Source organism: Mycolicibacterium neoaurum ATCC 25795 (assembly GCF_000691525.1).
GTDB lineage: Bacteria > Actinomycetota > Actinomycetes > Mycobacteriales > Mycobacteriaceae > Mycobacterium > Mycobacterium neoaurum.
The window spans coordinates 125,003-148,265 of record NZ_JMDW01000003.1 but is presented as its reverse complement, the minus strand read 5'-3'; the positions used below and the strand labels follow the sequence as shown (position 1 = coordinate 148,265).

General features: G+C 66.7%; 25 protein-coding genes and 4 tRNA genes. 10 read left to right on the top strand and 19 right to left on the bottom strand.

Going from position 1 to position 23,263, the window contains the following annotated elements:
• Positions 1-4: 4 nt before the first annotated feature.
• Both IC40_RS0102580 and IC40_RS0102575 read right to left on the bottom strand, forming a co-directional pair.
• A complete protein-coding gene (locus IC40_RS0102580) occupies positions 5-823 on the bottom strand; it encodes an ABC transporter permease (protein ID WP_030133201.1) in 819 nt (272 codons plus the stop codon).
• Entirely contained in the window at positions 823-1,590 is a 768-nt protein-coding gene (locus IC40_RS0102575; RefSeq protein WP_030133200.1) for an MlaE family ABC transporter permease, read from the bottom strand. The genes IC40_RS0102580 and IC40_RS0102575 overlap by 1 nt, the downstream gene beginning before the upstream one ends.
• Before the next feature lie 163 nt (positions 1,591-1,753).
• On the opposite strand from IC40_RS0102575, the gene IC40_RS0102570 reads away from it, so the two are divergent.
• Both IC40_RS0102570 and IC40_RS28010 read left to right on the top strand, forming a co-directional pair.
• Positions 1,754-2,101 carry a UBP-type zinc finger domain-containing protein gene (locus IC40_RS0102570; protein WP_030133199.1) on the top strand — a complete coding sequence of 116 codons (348 nt, stop codon included), beginning with the start codon at positions 1,754-1,756 and terminating at the stop codon, positions 2,099-2,101.
• 40 nt (positions 2,102-2,141) lie between these two features.
• On the top strand, positions 2,142-2,288 hold the full coding sequence (locus IC40_RS28010; protein WP_019511135.1) for a hypothetical protein: 147 nt from the start codon (positions 2,142-2,144) through the stop codon (positions 2,286-2,288).
• Here the strand turns inward: IC40_RS28010 and IC40_RS0102560 are convergent.
• Positions 2,285-3,853, bottom strand: coding sequence for a phytoene desaturase family protein (locus IC40_RS0102560; RefSeq protein WP_030133198.1), 1,569 nt, complete (start codon positions 3,851-3,853; stop codon positions 2,285-2,287). The genes IC40_RS28010 and IC40_RS0102560 overlap by 4 nt on opposite strands.
• A gap of 50 nt (positions 3,854-3,903) precedes the next feature.
• The gene (locus IC40_RS0102555; RefSeq protein ID WP_030133197.1) at positions 3,904-4,509 is read right to left on the bottom strand and encodes a TetR/AcrR family transcriptional regulator; all 606 of its coding nucleotides are present in this window, start codon (positions 4,507-4,509) and stop codon (positions 3,904-3,906) included.
• Positions 4,510-4,602: 93 nt separating this feature from the next.
• Here IC40_RS0102555 and IC40_RS0102550 point away from each other — a divergent pair, with 93 nt between their 5' ends.
• The gene (locus IC40_RS0102550; RefSeq protein ID WP_030133196.1) at positions 4,603-5,373 is read left to right on the top strand and encodes an MBL fold metallo-hydrolase; all 771 of its coding nucleotides are present in this window, start codon (positions 4,603-4,605) and stop codon (positions 5,371-5,373) included.
• Here the strand turns inward: IC40_RS0102550 and IC40_RS0102545 are convergent, their stop codons facing one another.
• The 6 genes from IC40_RS0102545 to IC40_RS0102520 form a co-directional block, all read right to left on the bottom strand.
• Positions 5,374-5,958 (bottom strand): TetR/AcrR family transcriptional regulator, encoded by a 585-nt coding sequence (locus tag IC40_RS0102545; protein WP_030133195.1) that lies wholly within the window; start codon positions 5,956-5,958, stop codon positions 5,374-5,376.
• 4 nt (positions 5,959-5,962) lie between these two features.
• Entirely contained in the window at positions 5,963-6,316 is a 354-nt protein-coding gene (locus IC40_RS0102540; RefSeq protein ID WP_030133194.1) for a hypothetical protein, read from the bottom strand.
• Positions 6,317-6,334: 18 nt separating this feature from the next.
• A complete protein-coding gene (locus tag IC40_RS0102535; protein ID WP_042509860.1) occupies positions 6,335-6,931 on the bottom strand; it encodes a YdcF family protein in 597 nt (198 codons plus the stop codon).
• Between the two features lie 160 nt (positions 6,932-7,091).
• A tRNA-Phe gene (locus IC40_RS0102530) sits at positions 7,092-7,165 on the bottom strand.
• Positions 7,166-7,204: 39 nt separating this feature from the next.
• Positions 7,205-7,281, bottom strand: a tRNA-Asp gene (locus IC40_RS0102525).
• A gap of 45 nt (positions 7,282-7,326) precedes the next feature.
• Positions 7,327-7,399: transfer RNA gene (locus IC40_RS0102520), tRNA-Glu, on the bottom strand.
• Between the two features lie 138 nt (positions 7,400-7,537).
• Between IC40_RS0102520 and IC40_RS0102515 the strand changes: the two genes are divergently transcribed.
• A tRNA-Lys gene (locus tag IC40_RS0102515) sits at positions 7,538-7,613 on the top strand.
• Positions 7,614-7,702: 89 nt separating this feature from the next.
• On the opposite strand, the gene IC40_RS0102510 is transcribed toward IC40_RS0102515, so the two are convergent.
• Positions 7,703-8,806, bottom strand: coding sequence for a serine/threonine-protein kinase (locus IC40_RS0102510; protein ID WP_030133192.1), 1,104 nt, complete (start codon positions 8,804-8,806; stop codon positions 7,703-7,705).
• 26 nt (positions 8,807-8,832) lie between these two features.
• On the bottom strand, positions 8,833-9,828 hold the full coding sequence (locus IC40_RS0102505) for an oxygenase MpaB family protein (protein WP_030133191.1): 996 nt from the start codon (positions 9,826-9,828) through the stop codon (positions 8,833-8,835).
• Between the two features lie 72 nt (positions 9,829-9,900).
• Here IC40_RS0102505 and IC40_RS0102500 point away from each other — a divergent pair, with 72 nt between their 5' ends.
• The 5 genes from IC40_RS0102500 (at position 9,901) to phoU (ending at position 15,842) form a co-directional block, all read left to right on the top strand.
• Entirely contained in the window at positions 9,901-10,488 is a 588-nt protein-coding gene (locus tag IC40_RS0102500) for a TetR/AcrR family transcriptional regulator (RefSeq protein WP_030133190.1), read from the top strand.
• A gap of 121 nt (positions 10,489-10,609) precedes the next feature.
• Positions 10,610-11,620 carry an acyl-ACP desaturase gene (locus IC40_RS0102495; protein WP_019511125.1) on the top strand — a complete coding sequence of 337 codons (1,011 nt, stop codon included), beginning with the start codon at positions 10,610-10,612 and terminating at the stop codon, positions 11,618-11,620.
• Positions 11,617-12,789, top strand: coding sequence for a tRNA dihydrouridine synthase DusB (dusB, locus tag IC40_RS0102490; RefSeq protein WP_030133189.1), 1,173 nt, complete (start codon positions 11,617-11,619; stop codon positions 12,787-12,789). The genes IC40_RS0102495 and dusB overlap by 4 nt, the downstream gene beginning before the upstream one ends.
• A 221-nt stretch (positions 12,790-13,010) precedes the next feature.
• A complete protein-coding gene (locus tag IC40_RS0102485) occupies positions 13,011-15,080 on the top strand; it encodes an LCP family protein (protein ID WP_030133188.1) in 2,070 nt (689 codons plus the stop codon).
• Positions 15,081-15,176: 96 nt separating this feature from the next.
• A complete protein-coding gene (phoU, locus tag IC40_RS0102480) occupies positions 15,177-15,842 on the top strand; it encodes a phosphate signaling complex protein PhoU (protein ID WP_030133187.1) in 666 nt (221 codons plus the stop codon).
• Between the two features lie 10 nt (positions 15,843-15,852).
• Here phoU and IC40_RS0102475 read toward each other — a convergent pair whose 3' ends face one another.
• Entirely contained in the window at positions 15,853-16,365 is a 513-nt protein-coding gene (locus IC40_RS0102475; RefSeq protein WP_030133186.1) for a MarR family winged helix-turn-helix transcriptional regulator, read from the bottom strand.
• A gap of 80 nt (positions 16,366-16,445) precedes the next feature.
• Between IC40_RS0102475 and IC40_RS0102470 the strand changes: the two genes are divergently transcribed.
• Complete coding sequence (locus IC40_RS0102470) at positions 16,446-17,417, top strand: quinone oxidoreductase family protein (protein WP_030133185.1); 972 nt, start codon at positions 16,446-16,448, stop codon at positions 17,415-17,417.
• A 9-nt stretch (positions 17,418-17,426) separates the two neighbouring features.
• Here IC40_RS0102470 and pstB read toward each other — a convergent pair whose 3' ends face one another.
• The 6 genes from pstB to IC40_RS0102440 form a co-directional block, all read right to left on the bottom strand.
• Positions 17,427-18,203: a phosphate ABC transporter ATP-binding protein PstB gene (gene pstB / locus IC40_RS0102465; protein ID WP_019511119.1), complete on the bottom strand. Its 777-nt coding sequence runs from the start codon at positions 18,201-18,203 to the stop codon at positions 17,427-17,429.
• A gap of 11 nt (positions 18,204-18,214) precedes the next feature.
• The gene (pstA, locus tag IC40_RS0102460) at positions 18,215-19,129 is read right to left on the bottom strand and encodes a phosphate ABC transporter permease PstA (protein WP_030133184.1); all 915 of its coding nucleotides are present in this window, start codon (positions 19,127-19,129) and stop codon (positions 18,215-18,217) included.
• Positions 19,126-20,199, bottom strand: coding sequence for a phosphate ABC transporter permease subunit PstC (gene pstC, locus IC40_RS0102455; RefSeq protein WP_030133183.1), 1,074 nt, complete (start codon positions 20,197-20,199; stop codon positions 19,126-19,128). The genes pstA and pstC overlap by 4 nt, the downstream gene beginning before the upstream one ends.
• A 50-nt stretch (positions 20,200-20,249) precedes the next feature.
• Complete coding sequence (gene pstS / locus IC40_RS0102450; RefSeq protein WP_110783443.1) at positions 20,250-21,350, bottom strand: phosphate ABC transporter substrate-binding protein PstS; 1,101 nt, start codon at positions 21,348-21,350, stop codon at positions 20,250-20,252.
• 122 nt (positions 21,351-21,472) lie between these two features.
• Positions 21,473-22,330, bottom strand: a complete 858-nt coding sequence (mshD, locus tag IC40_RS0102445; RefSeq protein ID WP_030133181.1) for a mycothiol synthase — start codon at positions 22,328-22,330, stop codon at positions 21,473-21,475.
• Positions 22,327-23,124, bottom strand: a complete 798-nt coding sequence (locus tag IC40_RS0102440) for a winged helix-turn-helix transcriptional regulator (RefSeq protein WP_036460280.1) — start codon at positions 23,122-23,124, stop codon at positions 22,327-22,329. The genes mshD and IC40_RS0102440 overlap by 4 nt, the downstream gene beginning before the upstream one ends.
• Between the last annotated feature and the right edge of the window lie 139 nt (positions 23,125-23,263).

Here is a 23,263-nt window from a genome sequence, read left to right as displayed (position 1 = left end):
CGCGCTACCCCGAGAGATGGAAGTTGCCGGACTGCCCGTACACCGACAGCGTGATGGTCAACAGGACGAACACCGTTGCGGTGACCGAGGTCCGCACGGCTCGGCCCACCGCTTCCCCGACGCCGGCCGGACCCCCGGTCGCGGTGAATCCGTAGTAGGTGTGCACGACCATCACCGCGGCGGCCATCGACAGCGCCGCCACGAACGACCACAGCAGGTCCGAGGGCCGCAGGAACGTCGAGAAGTAGTGGTCGTAGACGCCGGCGGATTGACCGTAGACGAAGGTTGTGCCCAATCGTGTTGCCAGGAACGACATCAGGACGGCGACGGTGTAGAGCGGAATCACCACCACGACACCGGCCACGATGCGGGTGGACACCAGATAGGTGATGGCCCGGATGCCCATCACCTCCAGGGCATCGATCTCCTCGTTGATCCGCATGGCGCCCAACTGCGCGGTGGCACCCGCACCGATGGTCGCGGCCAGCGCAACCCCGGCGGTGGCGGGTGCGATGAACCGGACGTTGAGGAAGGCCGACAGGAATCCGGTGAGCGCCTCGATGCCGACATTGGACAACGTGTTGTACCCCTGCACGGCGATCAGCGCACCGGTGGACAACGTCAGGAAACCGATGATGACGACGGTGCCACCGATCACGGCCAGAGCGCCGGTGCCCATGCCCATCACGGCGATCAGCCGCAGCACCTCGCCCGGGTAGCGGCGGACCGCGTCTCCGATATGGGCCAGGGACTGGCCGTAGAAGGCGGTCTGCTCGCCGAGCAGGCGGGTCCGGTCGACCAACCCTTGCCCGAAAGTGGTCATCAGGGCGCCACTTTCACGCCGAGCGCGGTGGCCAGGATGTTGATCAGGAACAGCGCCATGAACGCGAAGACCACGGTCTCATTGACCGCGTTACCCACGCCGGTCGGTCCGCCGCCCACCGACAATCCCTTGTAGCAGGCGATCAACCCGGCGGAGAGCCCGAAGAGCAGCGCCTTGACCAGCGAGACGATGACCTGCGGCAGGCCGGTGAGCAGTGTCAGGCCCGCGACGAAGGCGCCCGGGGTGACGTTCTGCACGTAGACCACGAACAGGTAGCTGCCGGTCAACCCCACCACGGCCACCACCGAGTAGAGCATCAGGGCGACGAAGGTGGCCGCGATGACGCGGGGCACCACCAGCGCCTGCACCGGATTGACGCCGATGACCTTCATCGCGTCGATCTCTTCGCGGATGGTGCGGGCACCGAGATCGGCGCACATGGCCGTGGCACCGGCACCGGCGACGACGATGGCCGTGACGACAGGGCCCACCTGGGTCACCGAGGCCAGTGCGGCACCGGCACCGGACAGGTCGCCGGCACCGATTTCGAGCAGCACGATGTTGAGCGTGAAGACGATCAGCACCGTGTAGGGAATGGACAGCATGATGGTCGGGAAGATCGATACCCGGGCCACGAAGGCGATCTGTTCGAAGAGCTCCCGCCACGCGAACGGGCGGCGGAACATGGCACCGAACGATTCCGCGCTGAGCACCATGAAGCCGCCCACGGCATCCATGGACTTCGTCAACTGACCGGAGGTGCTCATCGCGGCGGACGTTATGACCGGCGGAATTTGCTGTCAAAGGCAACTATCAGCAATATGCCGACGTCAATATGCGATTTGGCTGGTGGCCTTTCCTCGCACGATTTAGCTCAGCTTGATTCGATCACGGTGATGCACAGCGTCCGGGCTGCGTAGACTCACCGGCGTGGACGTCGATCCCTCGGTTCCCCCATCAGGTAGCGGCTGCGTGGAGTGCGACGCCGACGGCGGGTGGTGGGTTCATCTGCGTCGCTGCACCGCCTGCGGCCACATCGGCTGCTGTGACGATTCGCTGGCCCGGCACGCCGCACAACACTGGCGCAGCACCGGCCACCCGATCATCCGCAGTTTCGAGCCGGGTGAGGACTGGTTCTGGAACTACGACACCGATCAGTACTACGACGGCCCGGAATTGTGTGCACCCCAGGCGCATCCCACCGACCAGTCGGTGCCGGGTCCCCGCTCGCGGGTGCCTGCGGACTGGATGCAGCAGCTGCAGAATCGGGACCGCTGAGCACCGTTTTCGACACCCGCGAAACGGGTATCGACATCGCGTGAGCGCAGATCCCAAGACCACCGAGTCAGACGCAGGTAAACCGGGCGCCGAGGACGATGTCCTGAGCGACCCGGCCAAGGGTGCCGAGGACCGCTCGGACTGGTCCGACGAGGGCGGTGCGCCGGCCGGCGAAGAACACGCCTAGCCCGCGTCGGCGAACACCGCCTGCGCGGCGTTGTAGCCGGGTATGAACGTGATACCGGGCCCGCCATGGCATCCGGCGCTGCCGAGGTAGAGGCCGTCGACCGGGATCGGCTGGTCGGCAAAGCCTTTGGGTCCCGGACGGTTCGGACCCATCTGCTCGGGGTGTATCAGCCCGTGGCAGTAGTCGCCACCGGGAGCTCCGAACATCGTGCCCATATGTTTGGGCGTGAAGGTGGTGTGCCGGATGATCCGTTGCTCGAAATCCGGTGCCAGTCGGGTGATCTTGTCGATGACCCGACGACCCATCTCGGCCTTGAGATCGCCGTAGGACGCCCGGGCGTTGCCTTCGACGGGGAACCACAGCGAGAAGGCCGACACCGCATGCTTGCCGGGCGGGGCGAGGTCTGGATCCTGCACCGAGGGCATCTGCATGGCGATCGCCGGGTCGGCGGGCACGATACCGCGCCGGCTTTGCTCCCACTGCTCCTGCAGCTCCTCCGGAGTGCTGAAAAGACCTATCGCCGACTGCATCTCGGGATCGTTGAGCATCGTGTACGGGTCGGCGAAGGTGGGCAGGCCGTCGAGCGCGAAATGCATCTGCAGGTAGCTGCCGCGGTGGTCGGTGCGGGCGAAGCGGTCGCGCACATCACCGGGTAGTGCCACGGGGTCGAGCAGCTGGGTCACGGTGGCATCGGGCGCCAGTGCGGATACGACGACGGGCGCGCTCAGTTCGCTGCCGTCCGCCAGCCGCACCCCGGTGACCCGGCCCGCGGCGGTGCGGATCTGGTCGACCTTGGATCGCAACCGCAACTCGCCGCCGCCGTCGACGAGCATGTCGCGCAGGTGATTGGTCAGCGCGCCGATGCCGCCGAGGAGTTTCTTCATCAGCACCGCGTTCTCGTCGGGCACCGCCAGCCCGAATGCCAACGCCGCGGCGCTACCCGGTGTCGCGGGGCCGCGGTAGGTGGTGTTGACCGCAAGAAACGACAGCATGCCGCGGAGCGCACCGTGCTTCTCTGCGTCGGGCAGGTAGCGGTCCAGCACGTCGATGACGGACCCGAACAGCATGTCGGTGATGGCCGCACGCTCGAATTCGTTTGTCGCGCAGGCATACATCTCATCGAGTGTCTTGGGCGGCAGGCCAGCCTCGAATCGCCCGAGCGCGCGGGTCGGGGCCTGACTCCAGGCCATCAGCCCCGCCATCCCGTTGACCGCCTCGGCGCCGTGCACCTCGTTGAGGTGGGTGAGCAGCTTCATCGGGTCGGTGTAGTAGACCACCGGATCGTCACCGATACCGCGCAGCGATACCGACATGACGTCGACGTCGATGCACGGCAACGCGTCCAGGCCGAGCTCGCGGCTCACCACCGCCGAGGTCGGGAACTGCAGGGACCCGGCGATCTCGAAACGGTAGCCGTCGAAAAGCTCGACGGTGGAGGCCATTCCGCCGGCATAGAGCTTGGCGTCCAGGCAAAGGGTGCGAAGACCCGCCCGTTGCAGGAGGGCTGCGGCAGCCAGGCCGTTGTGACCCGCACCGATGACGATGGCATCAAAGCTGTCCGACATCACCCGAGGCTGACATCGGACCCCATGTTTTGTCAATATTGACAAAACATCTAGCGGTGCGGAACCACGCCCGATTCCAACGAGTCCAGCGCCGTGCGGCACAACCGGGCCAGCTCGGGCAACGACCGGTCCTCGGCGAGCATCCACACCTCCATGGCACCGAACACCGCCGCGGCGATGCATCGCGCGGTGACGGTGATCTGCAACCGCGTGTCGATATCGGTGGCCGGCGGTTGATCCTCGCGCAAGTGCTCCTCGACGACCTCGGCGAAGGATGCCTCGACCTGTCTGATGTGCCGCACGATGCGCCCGGGATCCAGCTCGTCGGAGCGCAACTCGGCGATACGCGCGACGGCGTCGACGTCATAGGGGGATTCCAGGATGGCGGCGTGCACGGCCTCGACGATGGATTCGTCGGCGGATCGGTTGGCCAGTGCGGCGCGAAACCACTCAAGACCAGCGTCGTAATCAACGAACAACAGGTCATGCTTGGACGAAAAGTGCCGGTAGAAGGTGCGCAGTGAGACGCCGGCATCGGCGGCGATCTGTTCGGCGGACGTGTCCTCGACACCCTGGGCCAAAAAGCGCACCATGGCGGCCTTACGCAGCGCGTCCCTGGTGCGCTCACTGCGAGCCGTTTGCGCGGGGCGGACCATCGGCTCAACGTACCCCAGGCCGAACAACCCCCGATGCACCCGCTCGGGCGGAGTCCATAAGCTCACAGCAAAGGTCCACAGGGGGTAAGACTTTTGCGCGTCCATCATCTCAATTGCGGCAGCATGCCCGTTCCGAGCGCACCGCTGGTGTGCCATGTCATGCTCATCGAGTCCGACGACGGACTCGTCCTGGTCGACAGCGGCTACGGTCTACTCGACTGCGCCGAGCCCGCGCGACGCCTGGGACCCTTCCGGTTCGCCTCCCGGCCGGTACTGGACCCCGCCGAGACCGCGGCGCGCCAGATCGAGGCCATGGGGTTCGCGCGCGATGACGTCCGGCACATCGTCGTCACGCATTTCGATTTCGACCACATCGGCGGGATCGCCGACTTCCCCGCCGCGCAGGTGCATGTCACCGCCGCGGAGGCGGCAGGTGCGGTGCACGCGCCGTCATTGCGGGAACGGATGCGCTACCGCAGCATCCAGTGGTCACACGGTCCGACGCTTGTCGAGCACGAGCCTGACGGCGAGCCGTGGCGCGGGTTCGGGGCCGCCAAGGAGATCCTGGAGGGCATCGTGCTGATCCCGCTACCGGGGCACACCCGTGGGCATGCCTGCGTGGCCGTGGACGCCGGGCACCGCTGGGTACTGCACACCGGTGATGCCTTCTATCACCGCGGCCGGATCGACGGTAGGCCGATACCGAAGATCCTGGGGATGGAGATGGTGCTGGCCTTCGACCGCAAGCAGGTGCGCGACAACCACATCCGGCTCGCAGAGCTCGCTGCGCGCAACGAATCCGACCTGCTGATGGTCAACGCCCACGACCCGATCCTGTTGCAGCAGGCCCGCGCCACCGCCTGATCAACCGGCGGCGACCAGCGCGATGGTGGCCTCGACGGCGTCCTCGGTGATATCGCTCATCGTCCCGCCGTTCTCCACGGTGACCGCGGTGAGCTCGCGCAGACCACCGAGCAACATGATGATGCGCGGACGGGACACCGGCCCGATACCGGCCTCGCGGAACCGCGGGCTGTCGATCAGAGCGTTCACCATCTCGATGAACTGCTCCATGGAATCGCGGGTCAGCGCGCGTCCGGCGGCACCCAGCGACGGGCCGTCGCGGATCCAGCTCAGCGTCACATCGGGGCGGGCCTCACCCGAGGCGATCCACGCCTCGATGGCCTGCCGGGCCTGATCGCGCCATGGCGCGTCGGGGTCCACGGCGGCCGAGATCTGGCGTATCTGATCGGCATTCGCGTCGGCCAGCAGCGCCATGAAGCACTCCTCCTTGCTGGAGAAGTACTCGTAGAAGGTGCGCCGCGATGTCCTGGCCCGCCGGACGATATCGGCGATCGTCATCTTGGCGTAGCCGTCCTCGGCGATGGAGGCCTCACACGCGGCCAGCAACCGGGTGCGGAAATCGGCCCCGGCTGCATCCGTCGTCACCCGCTCACCATATGACGGCGATACCCGCCGCGGTCAGCGAGAGCGCCCCGGCGAGGTAGAACAGCAACGCGGCGACGGGCTGACCGGTGCGTCGCTGCCGGGCGCTGCCCATGCCCAACACGCCGCCCAGGATGACCAGCAGCACCAGCTTGACCCCGATCTTGGGGTAGTTGAGCACCACGTCCGACGGCCACGGCGCGGCCAGTGCCAGTCCGGTGATCAGCGAGATCAACAGCCCGTAGTCCATGACCCTGGTGAACCGGGGTTGCGTCGAGAGCGCCGCCGACGCCCAGGCGCCGAAGGTGACGGCGAAACCGACGATGTGCAGCAGCACAACTACGCTGCGTAGTAGCTCCATGGCCGGAGCGTACCGCCCTCATCGGATGGCCATCACCGGACTGAGGACATCCTTGACGAACTGACCGATGTTCGTCGCCGGGTCGCCGTCGGGGAAGCTGACGGTGGCCAGCACATTGGCCCCGGCGTCGACGAAGTTGGTGTCGGCGCGGTCCTGATGGGTCGACGAGGTCACCAGGATGATGCCGGAGGTGTCGGCCTTCTTGGCCAGCGGGACCGAGAACCGCGCGTTCTGCACGGTGCTGTTGGCCTTGTCCTCCAGGATGATCCGGTTGGCCGGGAACCCGAGCATCTGCAGCAGGTTGCGCATCTCGCCTGCCTCGGTGCGGCCCTGGCGCGGGTTACCGCCGGTGACGATGATCGGCGACTGCGGGAAAGCCTGCGCGACGGCCAGTCCGGTGAGCACCCGGGTGAACAGGATGGGTCGCATCCAGCCGTCGGGGGTGAGGCCGTAGCCAAGGATCACGATGGCGGGTTTGGAGAAGTCCTTGCCCGCCGGTTGGGCCTGGGCCGCCGGTGCGCCGGCGAGCGCGAACACCGCGAGCAGGGCGCTGACGAGCGCGACCGCGGCGGCGGTCAGGCGATTACGTGTTTCATCCCCGAATGATTGCGACACGACTGTTGATCGTGATCGGTGGGAAGGATGTTACGGAAATGACAATTACCGTGCCGAACCGAATGTTCCGCTGACAGCCTCACCGTGCCTATATAGGCATGGTGAGGCTGTCAGCGGAACATTGGAAAGGTGAACGGGCCCGCGATGGGCCGATGTGCAGTGGCCAGGGCCGGGATCGAACCGGCGACCTTCCGCTTTTCAGGCGGACGCTCGTACCAACTGAGCTACCTGGCCGGAAGGCCCCGGCCTTTCGACCGGGATACCTCGCCGAGATGGCGACCCTGACGGGACTCGAACCCGCGACCTCCGCCGTGACAGGGCGGCGCGCTAACCAACTGCGCCACAGGGCCTTGCTCTGTACTGCTGCACTCCGGTGTGTCACCACCGTCGCGCCGTACCCCCAACGGGATTCGAACCCGTGCTACCGCCGTGAAAGGGCGGCGTCCTAGGCCGCTAAACGATGGGGGCCTATCCGGATTTCTCCGGGCCGCTCTCAACGCCGGTGACGTTGGAAGCTTCGATAGCTTAGGACACAGCTGCGCGAAATCCCAAACCGGATGCCCCCACCCGTCTGATCAGCGGGCCAAGTATCCTTTTCGAGCACACGCCCCTATAGCTCAGTCGGTAGAGCTACGGACTTTTAATCCGCAGGTCCCAGGTTCGAGCCCTGGTGGGGGCACCACGACAACTCCGGCCCACGAGAGTGACGTTTCTGCGCTCTGACGGCCGCTTTGACCGCAAGAACGTCACTCTCGCGTCATCACCGACGCGTCAGCGGTCCGGCTTGGGCTTCGGCCCCTTGTCACCCTTCCCGTTCCCATCGTTGCCGCGCCCGGGACCCCCAGGCGGACCCGGCGCGGGTGCCGGGGCGGGCGCGACGGTCGTCGTCGACAGGCCCGGCGGCGAGGACACCGGCGCGACCGGAGACGGACTCGTCGCGCTCGGTCTCGGCGCCGGCGTGGGCGTCCCGTTGCGGGAGGCGGTGTCGACGAGGAAGGCGGCGAGCAGCACGAGCAACGCCACCGCCCCGCCCGCCATGGCAAGCACCGTGCGCCGACGGCTGCGCGGCCGCGGCACCGCCACCATGACCGTGGCCGGATCGGGCAGCGGCTGATCCAACACCAGGGTCCCCGGCCGCGCCGACAGCGCCGCAAGCATCTGCTCGGCACTGGCGAAGCGCACGCGCTCGTCGGCGGCCAGGGCGCGCTGGATCGCCGTCACCAACGCCGCGTCGGCGTCGGGGCGCAACGCGGCCAGATTCTCGTGTGGCAGCGGGATGCGACCGACGAGACCCTCGGCAGCCACCATCGCGGCGGCATACAGATCATCGGCGACGGTCGCGGGGTGCCCGGCCAGCCGTTGCGGGCTCAGATAGCCCAGCGTCCCGACGACCTGACCGGTCATGGTGTGCGCGGAGGTGGGACTCTTGGCGATACCGAAGTCGGCGATCTTGATACCGCCGGCCGCGGTGACCAGGATGTTGGCCGGCTTGATATCGCGGTGCAGGATCCCCGCGGCATGCGCGGCGGCCAAACCGGCGAGCAACTCCGACAACAGCGCCCGCACCTGCTGGGCCGGCACCGGACCGGCGGCGAACACATCGGCCAGCGTGCGCCCGGGAAGCCGTTCCATCACCAGGTAGGGCAAGCCGGCGTGCTCGCCGCTGTCATGCACGGCAACGATGTTCGGGTGGTTCAACGTGGCGACCGCACGCGCCTCGGACTCGAAGCGCCGCCGGTCGCCTGCCGTGGGGTCCATCAGCTTGATCGCGACCGGGCGTCCCAGCCGGGTGTCCCAGCCGTCGTGCACCGCGGCCATCCCACCACGGCCGAGCAGTCCGCGCAGTTCGTAGCGACCGCCGAGTGGCTGCTGCATGCGGTCCACCGTAGACCGCGCGGCGGCTACACCTGCGGGCAGTAGAAGTTCGGGTTCCCCCGGTATTCCACCGGCGGGAGATTGCGGGCCGGGGTCTGCACCAGCGGCGAATCGGCGGGCAACCGGCCACTGGCCCGATCCACCGCCGAGCGCTTGCGCGGGTGCATCAACGAACGCTTGGGCAGCACCTTGCCCGCGAACGTGATGACCTCACACAGCCGGTCGTGCAGGAACTGCTGACGCGGTGTCCAGGTGTACCCCATCAGCTCGCGCACCGGCTCGTCATAGAGCGCCACGGTCATGAACGTCAGGAAGCGCTGCATCACCTTCAGGTTCAGCTTCCACAATGGGTCCGGAATCCATTGCAGGGAGGGATGTTTGGGCATCGTGGACAGATCCATCACGGTGACCGCGGCCCAGTTGCGCTCCAGCACCTCGGTGCACATGTGCTCCCAGTAGGCCTCGAACTCCTCCCAGGACTTGGGCACCGGCCGCATGCTCATGCCGTACATCCGGTACCACTGCACGTGCTCGTCGAACAGCTGACGCTTGTCGGCCAGCGAGATGCCACCGCCGAACTTCTCGGCCGCCAACAGCGTCGACTTGAAGAACGTCGCGTGTGCCCAGTAGAAGACGTCCGGGTTCAGCGCGCTGTAGCGCCGCCCCTGTTTGTCCACACCCTTGATGCCGATGTGATAGTCGCGGACCTCGGCCCCGGTCTGCGGCGCCCGGTCGCCGTCGAAGACCACGCCGCCGATCGGGTAGATCGACCGCAGCAGTCTGGGGATGCGCTCGATGAAGAAGATCGAATGCTCCTCGACCGCGGCCCCGAGCTGCGGGTGCATGTTCTGCATCGAGCCGGCCCAGGTGCCCTGGAACAGTCCCGTCCACTGCCCGAAGTACTTCCAGGTGAGCGAGTCGGGTCCGAGCGGGATGTCGTCGTACCCGGCACTCACGGGGCAACCGGCAGCCCCGGCGGAATCGCTGGTCACCGGGCATGTCTCGGACGTATCTTGAGTCACTGACGACCTTCCGTTCCGGTCGGGGAAGCAATTCTGACTACACCCGTTGTCACCAAGTAGCTTAGGAGTGATGTGCCGTCCGGTCAACGACGCCGTCGATGGTCCGGCGTCCCCCTGCAGGACCGCCAGGCGCTGCGCCGCAGCGAGCTCCTCACCGCGGGCATCGCGCTGCTCGGCGCCGCCGACGGACCGGCGCTGACGGTCCGCGCGGTCTGCCGGGCGGCCGGGCTGACCGAGCGGTACTTCTACGAAAGCTTCACCGACCGCGACGTTTTCGTGCGTGCCGTCTACGACGAGGTGTGCGAGTCGGCGATGACGGCGCTGCTCTCGGCGCAGACACCGCGGGCGGCGGTGGAGCAATTCGTCGAGCTGATGGTCGACGACCCGACTCGCGGCCGAGTACTGCTGCTGGCCCCCGAACGCGAGCCGGTGCTGGTCGCCTCCGGTGCCGAGTGGATGCCCGACTTCATCGCCCTCATCCAGCGCAAGCTGACCCAGATCGCCGACCCGGCGGTGCAGGAAATGGTGGCCACCGGACTGGTCGGCGCACTGACCGCGCTGTTCACCGCCTACCTGAACGGACGTCTGGCGGCGGGCCGCGAGCAATTCGTCGACCACTGCAGCACGTTGCTGCTCAATCGCGCCGCAGTTCATCGGTAACGGTGCGCATGCCCAAAAGACGGGTAACCGTTACGCGACTCACGCCGACGGAACTTGAATGTCACCGTGAGACACAGATATATTGACTGCAACCAACAGGTACAGATACATCGGAGGGTTCATGACCGAGGAACTGAGCGATCTGCAGCTCCTGCACGAGCTCGAGCCCGTGGTGGAAAAGCAGATCAACCGGCACCTGAGCATGCGTAAGGACTGGAACCCCCACGACTACATCCCGTGGTCGGACGGCAAGAACTTCTACGCCCTCGGCGGCCAGGAGTGGGATCCCGAGCAGTCCAAACTCTCCGAGGTCGCGCGTATCGCGATGATCACCAACCTGTTGACCGAGGACAATCTGCCCTCGTATCACCGCGAGATCGCGATGAACTTCAGCATGGACGGGCCGTGGGGTTTCTGGGTCAACCGCTGGACGGCCGAGGAGAACCGACACGGCATCGCCCTGCGCGACTACCTGCTGGTCACGCGCGCCATCGACCCGATCGAACTCGAAGAGCTGCGCGTCGAGCAGGTCACCCGTGGCTTCTCCCCCGGCCAGAACCTGCAGGGCGGTGACGAACTGTTCGCCCAGAGCCTGTTCGACTCCGTCATCTACGTGACATTCCAGGAGCTGGCCACCCGAGTCAGCCACCGCAACACCGGTCGCGCCTGTAATGACACCGTCGCCGACCAGCTGTTGGGCCGCATCTCCGCCGACGAGAACCTGCACATGATCTTCTACCGGGACGTCTCCGCCGCTGGTATGGAGATCGCGCCCAACCAGGCGATGAAGTCGCTGCACAAGATCCTCACCAACTTCAAGATGCCCGGCTACACCATCCCCGATTTCCGCCGCAAGGCCGTCGTCATCGCCACCGGCGGCGTCTACGACCCGCGCATCCACCTCGACGACATCGTGATGCCGGTGCTCAAGAAGTGGCGCATCTTCGAACGCGAGGATTTCACCGGTGAGGGCGCCAAGCTGCGCGACGAACTGGCCAAGCATGTCGAAGAGCTCGAGGAAACCTGCGAGAAGTTCGAGATCGCCAAGGAACGGCGCCTGGAGCGGGAGCGCAAGGTCGCCGAGAAGAAGGCGATGAAGAACCTGCTGGTGAGTTCCTCCGCAGCCGGATGACGCTGCTCGACAACCCGCCGACGGCCCGGTCTGCCCTGCAGATCGGGCCGATCGCATTGCGTTCTCCGGTCGTCCTGGCCCCGATGGCCGGCGTCACCAACGTCGCCTTCCGCACACTGTGCCGCGAGCTGGAGATGACCCGTGCCGGCACCATCAGCGGCCTCTACGTCTGCGAGATGGTGACCGCCCGCGCCCTGGTCGAACGGCATCCGGTCACCATGCACATGACCACCTTCGCCCCGGATGAGACGCCGCGCTCGCTGCAGCTCTACACCGTCGACCCGGAGACCACCTACCGCGCGGCCAAGATGATCGCCGACGAGGGCCTGGCCGATCACATCGACATGAACTTCGGCTGCCCGGTGCCCAAGGTCACCAAGCGCGGCGGCGGCGCCGCCCTCCCGTTCAAGCGACGGCTGTTCGGCCAGATCGTCGCGGCGGCCGTCCGCGGTGTCGAGGGCACCGACATCCCCGTCACCGCCAAATTCCGGGTCGGCATCGACGACGAGCACACCACGCACCTCGATGCCGGGCGCATCGCCGAGCAGGAGGGTGCCGCCGCCGTCGCATTGCACGCCCGCACCGCGGCCCAGCGCTACTCCGGCGCGGCCGACTGGTCGCGCATCGCCGAACTCAAACAACACGTGACCGGCATCCCCGTGCTGGGCAACGGCGACATCTTCGACGCGCGTGACGCCATCGCCATGATGTCTCAGACCGGGTGTGACGGAGTCGTCATCGGTCGCGGGTGTCTCGGCCGCCCCTGGCTGTTCGCCGAACTGTCCGCCGTCTTCAACGACCGCCCGATCCCCACCCCGCCCACCCTCGGCGAGGTCACCGATATCGTGCGACGCCACGGTGAGTTGCTCGCCGAGCATTTCGGGGTGGACAAGGGCATGCGTGACATCCGCAAGCATGTCGCCTGGTACCTGCACGGTTTCCCCGTCGGCGGCGATTCCCGGCGGGCTTTGGCGCTGGTCAAGACGGTTGAGGAGCTCGACGAACTGCTGTCCCAGCTGGACCAGGACGCGCCGTTCCCCGAAGTGGGCGACGGTCCGCGCGGTCGACAGGGTTCACCGGGATCGGTGTCCCTGCCCGCGGGGTGGCTCGACGATCCCGACGATGACACCGTGCCCGAGGCGGCCGATGTGATGCACTCCGGCGGCTGAGCCGAGATCGTCCCGAGACCGCTCCGTCACAGCACTGCGCTGGCCCGCGCTCAGGTTGTCTCAGTACGATGAGTGGCCACGTGCCCGGACTCCGGTGGCGCGGCCGGGCATGGGCCTGCTACAAGAAGTAGTGCGCCGCGTCCGAACGCCGGATCCGGGCAGCCCATACGACATCCGTGCGCAATGGCGCGCACGCCCCTCGAGTCGAAGGTCGGTAGGACATGAGTGACGGCGACAACGCCACTCCTGGCCGGCCCGACCATGCCCGCGGTGACAACGACTGGCTTACCCGATCCGAGCGGCCGGCACCAGGCGCCGCGCCGTGGGAGCGGGCCGCCACGCCCGACACGAGTACCCCGCAGACGAACACGCAGGACACCGGTAACCACACCGATGGCGTCACCGTCGCGGATCTGATCGCCAAGCTGGCCGACGAGAACCCGAACAGCACCGGACGCTCCCGGCGCCGTGCGATCGAAGAATCGGACGGGTCCGCCGGTGTCGCACCCGAGAGCGACGCCGAGATCACCGACCCGGTGGCCCCGGTCGAGGCCGCCATCTTCGATACCGACACCAACCGTGCCGATCCCGACCGTGCCGATGCGCTGGAGCCGCCGACCGAGGTGATGTACGTCCCGTCGGCGTACGCCCCGGAACTTCCCGACCTCGCCGCCGCCCGGCCGCCCGTGCACGCCGCGCGCCCCCGGCACCATGCCGGTCGGACCGCGCGCACTGCCGGCCGGGTTGCCGCCGCGCTGGCCGCAATCTGCGCCCTGCTGGTGACCGGCGGGGCATGGCAGTGGCAGTCGATGAAGAACAACAGCCTCAACCAGGTTTCCGCGCTGGACCCCAACTCCCGCGATATCCTCGACCCCAACAAGCAGTTCGGCGACGAGAACTTCCTGATCGTGGGCACCGACAGCCGGCTGGGCGCGAATGCCGAGGTCGGCGCGGGTACCACCGATGACGCCGCCGGGGCGCGGTCGGACACCATCATGCTGGTCAACATCCCGGCCGACCGTAAGCGCGTGGTCGCGGTCTCGTTCCCACGCGACCTGTCCATCACGCCGATGAAGTGCGAGCCGTGGGACCCGGAGACCCGCGCCTACGGTCCGATCACCGATCCGGAATCCCCGATGTACGGGATGGACGAGGCGTACACCGAGACCAAGCTCAATTCCGCGTACGCCGTCGGCGGTCCCAGGTGCCTGGTGAAGGTGATCCAGAAGCTCTCGGGACTGTCGGTCAACCGGTTCATGGCCATCGATTTCACCGGGTTCTCGAAGATGGTCGACGCCCTCGGCGGCGTCGAGGTGTGCAGCACCACCCCGCTCGAGGATTACGAGCTGGGCACCGTGCTGGCCAACCCCGGCCGCCAGATCGTCGACGGTCACACCGCGCTGAATTATGTGCGGGCCAGGCAGGTCACCACCGAGTTCAACGGCGATTACGGCCGCATCAAGCGTCAGCAGCTGTTCCTGTCCTCGCTGCTGCGTTCGATGATCTCCAAAGAGGTGTTCTTCAGCCTGTCCAAGCTCAACAACGTGGTGAACATGTTCATCGAGGACAGCTACGTGGACAACATCAAGACCAAGGACCTGGTCGACCTCGGTCAATCGGTGCAGGGTGTCAACGCCGGGCGCATCACCTTCGTCACGGTGCCCACCACCGGTTATGCCGACGCCTACGGCAACGAGCAGCCCCGCGTCGACGATATGGCCGCACTGTTCGCCGCGATCATCGACGATGATCCGCTGCCCGAAGAGCACAACGACGACAACACCCCGGTCCCGCCGGCAGCCGAAAGCCACGGCGGCTCGAGCTCCCCCACCACCGATGCCAACGGTGCCGAAACCGTCGACGCGGTGGCCACCGATCCCGGCGCGGTGACCGTGCGGGTGTCCAATTCCACCGGCCAGTCCGGACTCGCCGCCAACGCCGCCTCCGTTCTGCAGCAGCACGGTTTCCAGGTCGACACCCCCGACGACTACCCCGGCCCGCTGCATTCCACGACGGTGTTCTTCTCCCCGGGCAACGAGCAGGCCGCGGCGACCGTCGCATCGTCGTTCCACAACGCGACCATCGAGCGGACCACCGGGATGGGCGATGTGGTGCGGGTGGTGCTCGGCACGGACTTCACCTCCGTCACGCCGCCCTCGCCGAGTGGTTCCACCGTCCAGGTCCAGATGGTCCGCGGCACGGCGTCATCTTCATCGTCGTCCGGGACCACCACCACCGAGCTACCGGAGGACCTCACGGTCACCAACGCGGCGGACACCACCTGCGAATAGGGCGGTAGGACCGCTGCCAAGGGCATCCATGGGCATTCACCTTTCGTTCACCTGTGGCGCCGTGACCTGCAAGCTCGCTGAACGTAAGGTGTTCACATGCGTACTGCGTACCAGGAACAACTGTCGTCCTTGACCGTTCAGCTCAGTGAGATGTGCGGGCTGGCCGGTGTGGCGATGGAGCGCGCAACCCAATCCCTGCTGCAGGCCGATCTGGCACTGGCCGAGCAGGTGATCTCCGAACAGGATCGGCTCGGTGAGATCCGGGTGCGCGCCGAAGAGGCGGCGTTCATGCTGCTCGCCCTGCAGGGACCGGTCGCCGGTGATCTGCGCGCCATCGTCAGCGGCATCCAGATCATCGCCGATATCGACCGGATGGGCGCGCTGGCACTGCACGTGGCCAAGATCGCGCGGCGCCGCCACCCCCAGCATGCGCTACCCGAGGAGGTCAACGGGTACTTCGCCGAAATGGGACGCGTAGCAGTCGAATTGGCCCACAGCGCACGCGAGGTCCTCGACACCCTCGATCCGGAGAAGGCGCGCCAGATCCGCGACGAGGACGATGCGATGGACGATCTGCACCGGCACCTGTTCTCGGTGCTGATGGACAAGGACTGGAAGCACGGTGTCACCGCCGCCGTCGATGTCACGTTGCTGAGCCGTTTCTACGAGCGGTTCGCCGACCATGCGGTCGAGATCTCCCGCCGGGTGATCTTCACCGCGACCGGCGAGCTGCCCGAGGACAACCTGGCCGAGCCGCAGTAGCCGGTAGCTCTCAGGAATCGTCGGCGACGATCCGCACACCGTCGCGGCCCGCCGCCATCAGGTCGGCCAGCACCTTTGCCACGACCTGGAGTTCGGCACCGGTGTAGCGGTTCAGGAATTCCCGCCTGCCGAGGTCCATCTCCTCGTGCAGCCGGCGATGGGCGGCAACGATCAGCTCACCGTCCTCGGTGAGCATCAGCTGGGTCTCCTTACGGTTGCCCGGGACCGGGCCCCGGTGTACCAGTCCTGCCTCGACCAGCCGCTGGACGCGCTTGCTGACGGTGCCCTTCAACTGACCAGACCGAGATGCCAACCCCACCAGGCTCGACGGCCCCTCGGCCAGCTCGGCGAGCAGGTGCACCGAGAGCTGCGGGAGTTCACGGATCACGCTCGCCAGTCGCGGCGGGCAGCGCGCCACCATGAAATCGCGCTCGGGATCGCCGTCCTCGCCGCCTTCGAACTTGTCCCCCACCGCGTCGATCAGCTGGTTGATGTCCTCGATCAGCCGAGACTTGGTTTTCACGGAAACCATATTGCCATCGGATGCCGCGCGCCGTACATTGTTTCCATAGAAACCATTTCTACGGAAACGCAGGAGACGCGATGAAAGCCGCCGTGATCGACCAATGGGGACAGCCGCCCCGCTACGCCGACTTCCCGGAGCCGCAGCCCGGTGACGGCACGCTGACCGCCACCGTCGAAGCCAGCGCGCTGACCAATCTGACGAAGGGCATCGGCAACGGAACCCATTACGCCAGCAGGGAAATGCGATTGCCGATGGTCCCGGGCGTTGACGGCGTCGCGCGGCTCGACGACGGCAGACGCGTCTATACCGGCGCGGTGCCACCGTACGGAATGCTGGCCGAGCGCACCCTGCTCAACGCCCACGACATGGTGGAACTGCCCGACGGGATCGACGCCGTCACCGCAGCGGCCGTACCCAATCCGGGGATATCGTCCTGGCTCGCACTCGAACACGCCGCGGCGCTGCGCCCCGGTGAACACGTGCTGGTCCTCGGGGCCACCGGCGTCACCGGCTCGCTCGCCGCACAATTGGCGGCATCGGTGTTCGGCGCCGGACGGGTGGTCGTGGCGGGCCGCGACACCGCCCGGTTGGACTGGTTACGCACCGTCGGGGCCGACGACATCATCGACCTGCGCAATGACGATGTGCGCGCCAGGGTCCACGCCCTGCACACCGCGCAGCCCTTCGACGTCGTGCTGGACTACCTGTGGGGCAACCCCGCGGCGCAGGTGCTCGCCGCCCTGGCAGACGGTCCGACCGGCACCTATCACCGCACCCGGTTCATCCAGGTCGGCGCGATGGCCGATCCGACGATGCCGCTGCCCGCCGCGGTGCTGCGCAGCACCGGTATCCAGCTCTCGGGGGTCGGCATCGGTAGCGTCCCGCCGGCAGTCCTGGCCGCAGCGCGCACCGAGGCACTACCCCGACTGTTCGACATGGTCGGCAACGGCAGTCTCCACATGCGCACGGCCGCACGGCCGCTGGCCGATATCACCGACGCGTGGACCACGGCCGACCCGTCTGGCACCAGGGTGGTACTCACACCCTGACGGCGCGGCCTAGCCGAACCGACCCGAGATGTAATCCTCGGTGGCCTTCTGGGTGGGGTTGGAAAAGATCTTCTCGGTGTCGTCGATCTCGATGAGCTGACCGGGCTTACCGGTGGCCTCGAGGTTGAAGAACGCCGTCTGATCCGAGACGCGGGCGGCCTGCTGCATGTTGTGCGTGACGATCACGATGGTGAAGTCCTGCTTCAGTTCCGAGATCAGATCCTCGATCGCCAGCGTCGAGATCGGGTCGAGCGCCGAACAGGGCTCGTCCATCAGCAACACGTCGGGCTGCACGGCAATCGCGCGGGCGATGCAGAGCCGCTGTTGCTGACCACCCGAGAGACCACCACCGGGCTTGTCGAGCCGGTCTTTGACCTCGTTCCACAGGTTGGCACCCTTGAGGGAGCGCTCGGTCACCTCGTCGAGGGTCTTCTTGCTGCGCACACCCTGCAGCTTGAGCCCGGCCACCACATTGTCGCGGATGGACATGGTGGGGAACGGATTCGGGCGCTGGAACACCATGCCGATGGTCTTGCGCACACCGACCGGGTCGACACCCGAGCCATAGATGTCATCCCCGTCGAGCAGCACCGAGCCCTTGACGTAGGCACCCGGGATCACCTCGTGCATGCGGTTGAGCGTGCGCAGCACGGTCGACTTACCGCAGCCAGACGGGCCGATGAATGCGGTCACGCTGCGTGGTTCCACCGACAGCGAGACGTTCTGCACGGCGTGGAATGCGCCGTAGTAGATGTTGACGTCCTTCAGATCCAGGCGTTTGGCCATCTCGGATACTCCTAAACCTTTTTCGGGGCAAAGAATTTGGCGATGAATCGCGCACCCACGTTGAGCACCGCGATCAGGACGACGAGGGTGAGTGCGGCGCCCCAGAGCCGGTCGGTGGGGACCGGATTGGCCCCGGCACCGGCCGAGGTCTGGTCGAACATCATGCCGGGCAGCGAGCCCATGAAACCGCTGAACATGTCGAAATTGATCGCCTGCGCGTAACCGACCAGGATCAGCAGCGGTGCGGTCTCGCCCATCACCCGCGCCAGCGACAACAGCACACCGGTGACGATGCCCGACAGCGCGGTGGGTACCACGATGGCGGAGATGGTCTTCCATTTCGGCACACCCAGTGCGTAGCTGGCCTCGCGCAGGTCCATCGGAACGATGCGCAACATCTCCTCGGTGGAGCGCACGATCACCGGGATCATCAGCAGCACCAGCGCCAGCGACACCGCGAGACCCGAACGCTGGAAGCCCAGGGTGGCCACCCACAACGCATAGATGAACAGTGCCGCCACGATCGAGGGCACCCCGGTCAGGATGTCGACCATGAACGTGGTGACCTTGCCCAGCCGGGTGCCGCCGCCGTACTCCACCAGGTAGATGGCGACGAAGATGCCGATGGGGATGGAGATGATGGCGCAGACCAACGCCTGCAACAGCGATCCGACGATGGCGTGATAGGCACCGCCGCCCGCGGCGAAGGCCGTCATACCGGACTGGGAGTTCAGCCACCAGGTGCTCGAGGTGACCACCCCGATGCCCTTGGACACCACCGTGTAGAGCACCCACACCAGCGGGACGATGGCGACCACGACGGAGGCGGTGACCAGAACGGTGGCCAGCTTGTCGGCCACCTTCCGGCGGCCGCTGACCCCCTGGAAGGTGGGGGCCTTGACCGGCTTCTCCAGCGCTGCGGTCATGATGCGGACCTGTCCTTTCCGGAGACCGCGGCACGCGCCAGCGAGTTCACCACGAACGTGAGGATGAACAGCACCAAACCGGCGGCGATATAGGCGCCCGCCTTGTACTGGTCGTTGAATTCCGATGCCGCCGAGGCGATCTTGCTGGCGAAGGTGAAGCCACCGTCGAACAGCGACCAACCGAACGCGGTCTGGGTGCCGCGCAGGATGATCAGCAGCGCGATCGTCTCACCGAGCGCGCGACCCAGCCCCAACATCGCCCCGGAGATGTAGCCGGACATGCCAAACGGCAACACCGTGGTGCGCACGACCTCCCAGCGGGTGGCACCGAGGGCCAGTGCTGCCTCGATCTGGCCGCGCGGGGTCTGCACGAACACCTCGCGGGTGACCGCGGTGATGATCGGCAGGATCATCACCGCGAGCACGATGCCCGCGGTGAAGATGGTGCCGCCGCCGGCCACCGAGGCATTACCCGTGGAGAACAGGAACAGCCAGCTCATGTTCTCGTTGAGCCACACCGCAACCGGCTTGATCGCCGGTGCGAGGACATACAGGCCCCACACGCCGTAGATGATCGACGGCACGGCGGCCAGCAGATCGACCATGTAAGCCAGCGGTCCCTTGACCCGCTTGTGCGCGTAGTTGGTCAGATAGATCGCGATGCCCAGCGCGATCGGCATCGCCAGCACCAACGCGAACACCGAGACGAACACCGTCACCTGGAGCAGGTCCAGGATGCCGAAGCTCATCGCCGAGGTGTCCGTGGTGACCCAGTTGCCGCCGAACAGGAAGAAGTTCTGCTGGTTGCGCTGCAGCGCCGGGATGGCGCGCCACAGCAGGAAGAAACCGATGGCGGCGATGATCGCGATGACGAGCACGCCCGAACCGGTGGCAAGACCGCTGAAGATGCGGTCGCCGGGGCGGACCTTCGCGTTCCCCGACGGATTCGTCGAGATGGGTGTGGGCTCGGGGAACGGTGCGGCCAACGCCTCACCCGACCCCGAGTCGGCTGGATTCGGAATAGTCACTGAGTTCCCGTCTGAACCCTTGTCGATACCTTTGTACGTCATTCGGTCCCCGCACCCATCCTCGCGTCGAATTCGCCGATGTGCCAGTGCAACTAGGAGGCGGGTCCGATTGCCTCGATCGAGGTCAGCAGACGCTCCTTGAACTTCTCCGGCAGCGGGACGTAGCCGGCGGAGGACAGCCCCTGCTGACCGTCGTTGGCGGCCACCGTGAGGAAGGACTTGACGGCCGCGGCGGTCTCGGCGTCGTAACCGTTGGAGCAGACGATCTCATAGGTGGCCAGCACCAGCGGGTAGGCACCGGCTTCGGTGGTTCCGTACAGCGAGGCGAGGTCCAGGGTCAGGTCGTTGCCCTCGGCGGCGAACTTGGCGGCGTCGATGGCCTTGCCCGCGGATTCGTCGGTCAGCTCGACCGCACCGCTGCCGTTGTCGATCTTCGCGTAGGGCAGACCCGCCTGGTCGGCGAAGCCCTTCTCGACGTAGCCGATGGCACCCGGGGTGGCCTGCACGGCCTGCGCGACGCCCGCCGACTTCTGGGCGCCCTCACCGGCGCCGCCCTGGAACTCGCTGCCGTCACCCTTGGTCCAGGCACCGCCCGAGGCGGCCTCCAGATACTTCTGGAAATTGTCGGTGGTGCCCGAAGAGTCGGAACGGAAGATCGGGGTGATGGCGGTGTCGGGCAGGGTCTTGCCCTCGTTCAACGCGGCGATGGCCGGGTCGTTCCACTTGGTGATCTGGCCCTGGAAGATCTTGGCCAGCAGGTCGCCGTTGAGCACCAGGCCGTCGACGCCCTCGACGTTGTAGGCCATGGCGATCGGACCGAAGACCAGCGGCAGGTTCCAGGCCGGGTTGCCACCGCAGCGCTCGGCGGCCTGCTGCGCCTGCGCCTCTTTGATGGCCGAATCGGATCCGGCGAAGTCCACATTCTTGGCGACGAACTGCTCACGACCAGCACCCGAGCCGGTCGGGTTGTAGGACAGGTTCTTGCCCTGGCACTTCTGGCTCCACACCTGGTTGAACAGCGCGATGGCGTTCTGCTGGGCGGTCGAGCCCTCCGCGGTGATCGAGTTCTTGCCGCCGCAGTCCGCGGCCGAGGCAGAACCGGTCTGGGAACCGCCGGCGGAGGTGCCTGCGTTGTTGTCGCTGCCACACGCGGTGAGCGTGAGCGCGGCGATCGCGGTCGCCGACAAGGCCATGCCGATGTTGAGCTTCACGAATCCCACTTTCCTGTGTTGACGGCTTCAGACTCCGTGGCAACGTATTCGGCCGCCATGGACGGACCGGGGACGGAAAGTGAACGCGAGGTGAACAGGTACAGCTAGTTCACAGCTGGGCGGGCATAGGCGATATCGGCACTGAAAACCTCGAACCCCAGGCGGCGGTAGGTTTTGACCGCCGCGGTGTTGTCGCCCTCGACATAGAGCGTGACATCCGCCTCAGCACCGAGTCGACCGGCCAGATGATGTAACCCCAGCAAAGTCAGTTCGGCTCCGAGACCGCGCCCCTGGGCCGCCGGGTCCACACCGACGACGTACACCTCACCCAACGACGGATCGTGCACCTTCGTCCAGTGGAAGCCCAGCAACCGGGTGCCCTCGTAGGCCAGGAACAGTCCCTGCGGGTCGAACCAGGATTCGGCGCGCCGTTCGGCGATATCGGCCTCGGTCCAGCCGCCCTGTTCGGGATGCCAGGAGAATGCGGCGTTGTTGACGCGCAGCAGCTCCTGATCGTCGGCCGGTCCGGCGTAGGTGCGTACGTCATGCGTGGGCGACAACGGCGGCAGATCGGCCAGCGGGCGGCGCATCTGGAGCAGTTCGCGCACGGGTTGCAGCCCCAGCGTGGCGGCGGTGGCGCGCGCGGCCGGGAGGTCACCGTGCGCCCAGATGCGGGTGTCGGCACTCCCTGCGTCCAGACCGGTGCCGATCAGTTGTGCCCCGATACCGCGTCGACGGAAGTCCGGATGCACCACCGCCTCGGCCATGCTCGCACTCAGGTTCAGGTAGCCCACCACATCGTCGCCATCGACGGCCAGCAGGTGCCGGGTCTCATCGCGGCCGAGTTCACGTAACACCTGGTCCCCCACCGGAGCCACACCGTCACTGGCCGTGGCGGCAGCGATCAGCTCGGTGATGCCGGACCGGTCGTCGACGGACAGACCGCTGCGCCATTCGATCACTGGCCATGCAGGGGCCCGAACGACCCTGCCGCGGAACCGAATTCGGACTGGCTGAGGTCGGCGTCGAGTTCGCCGCCGAACTCCTCGTCCAGATCGTCCTCGGCCGCGGGCGCCGGGGCGCGGCCGCGGGCCGGTCGGACCGCCTTGTACCCGACGTTGCGCACGGTACCGATCAGCGCCTCGTACTCGGGCCCTAGCTTGGCGCGCAGTCGACGCACGTGGACGTCGACGGTGCGAGTGCCACCGAAGAAGTCGTACCCCCACACCTCCTGGAGCAACTGCGCGCGGGTGAAGACCCGACCGGCGTGTTGGGCCAGATACTTCAGCAGCTCGAATTCCTTGTAGGTGAGGTCCAGCGGCCGTCCGCGCAACCGCGCGGTGTAGGTGCCCTCGTCGATGACCAACTCCCCGAGGGTCACCTTGCCGACGCTCTCCTGGTCGGCGACACCGCCACGGCGGCCGATCAGCAGCCGCAACCGGGCATCGATCTCGGCCGGGCCGGTACCGGGCAGCAGGATCTCGTCCAGCCCCCACTCGACATTGACCGCGACCAGCCCACCCTCGTTGACCACGGCCACGACCGGGATGGAGGTGCCGGTGGTGCCGAGCAGCCGACACAAACCGCGGGCGGCCGCCAGATCGCTGCGCGCATCGACGATCGCGATATCAGCGGTGCCAGCCTCCAGCAGCGAGGACACCTCGGTGGGAGCGGTGCGCACGTTATGGGCCAACAGCGACAGTGACGGCAACACGGTATCGGGATGCGGATCCACGGTCAGTAGTAAGAGTTCCACGGTGCCCTCCCGTCATCGCCTTGCGGTGTCGTGGACTTCCCCTGGACAACGGTGTCGGAGGTCATCTTCCAGATTCATGACTGACACGTGGCCGTTACGACCGACGATCGCCCCACAATACCGTGCCACCTGGCAGTTA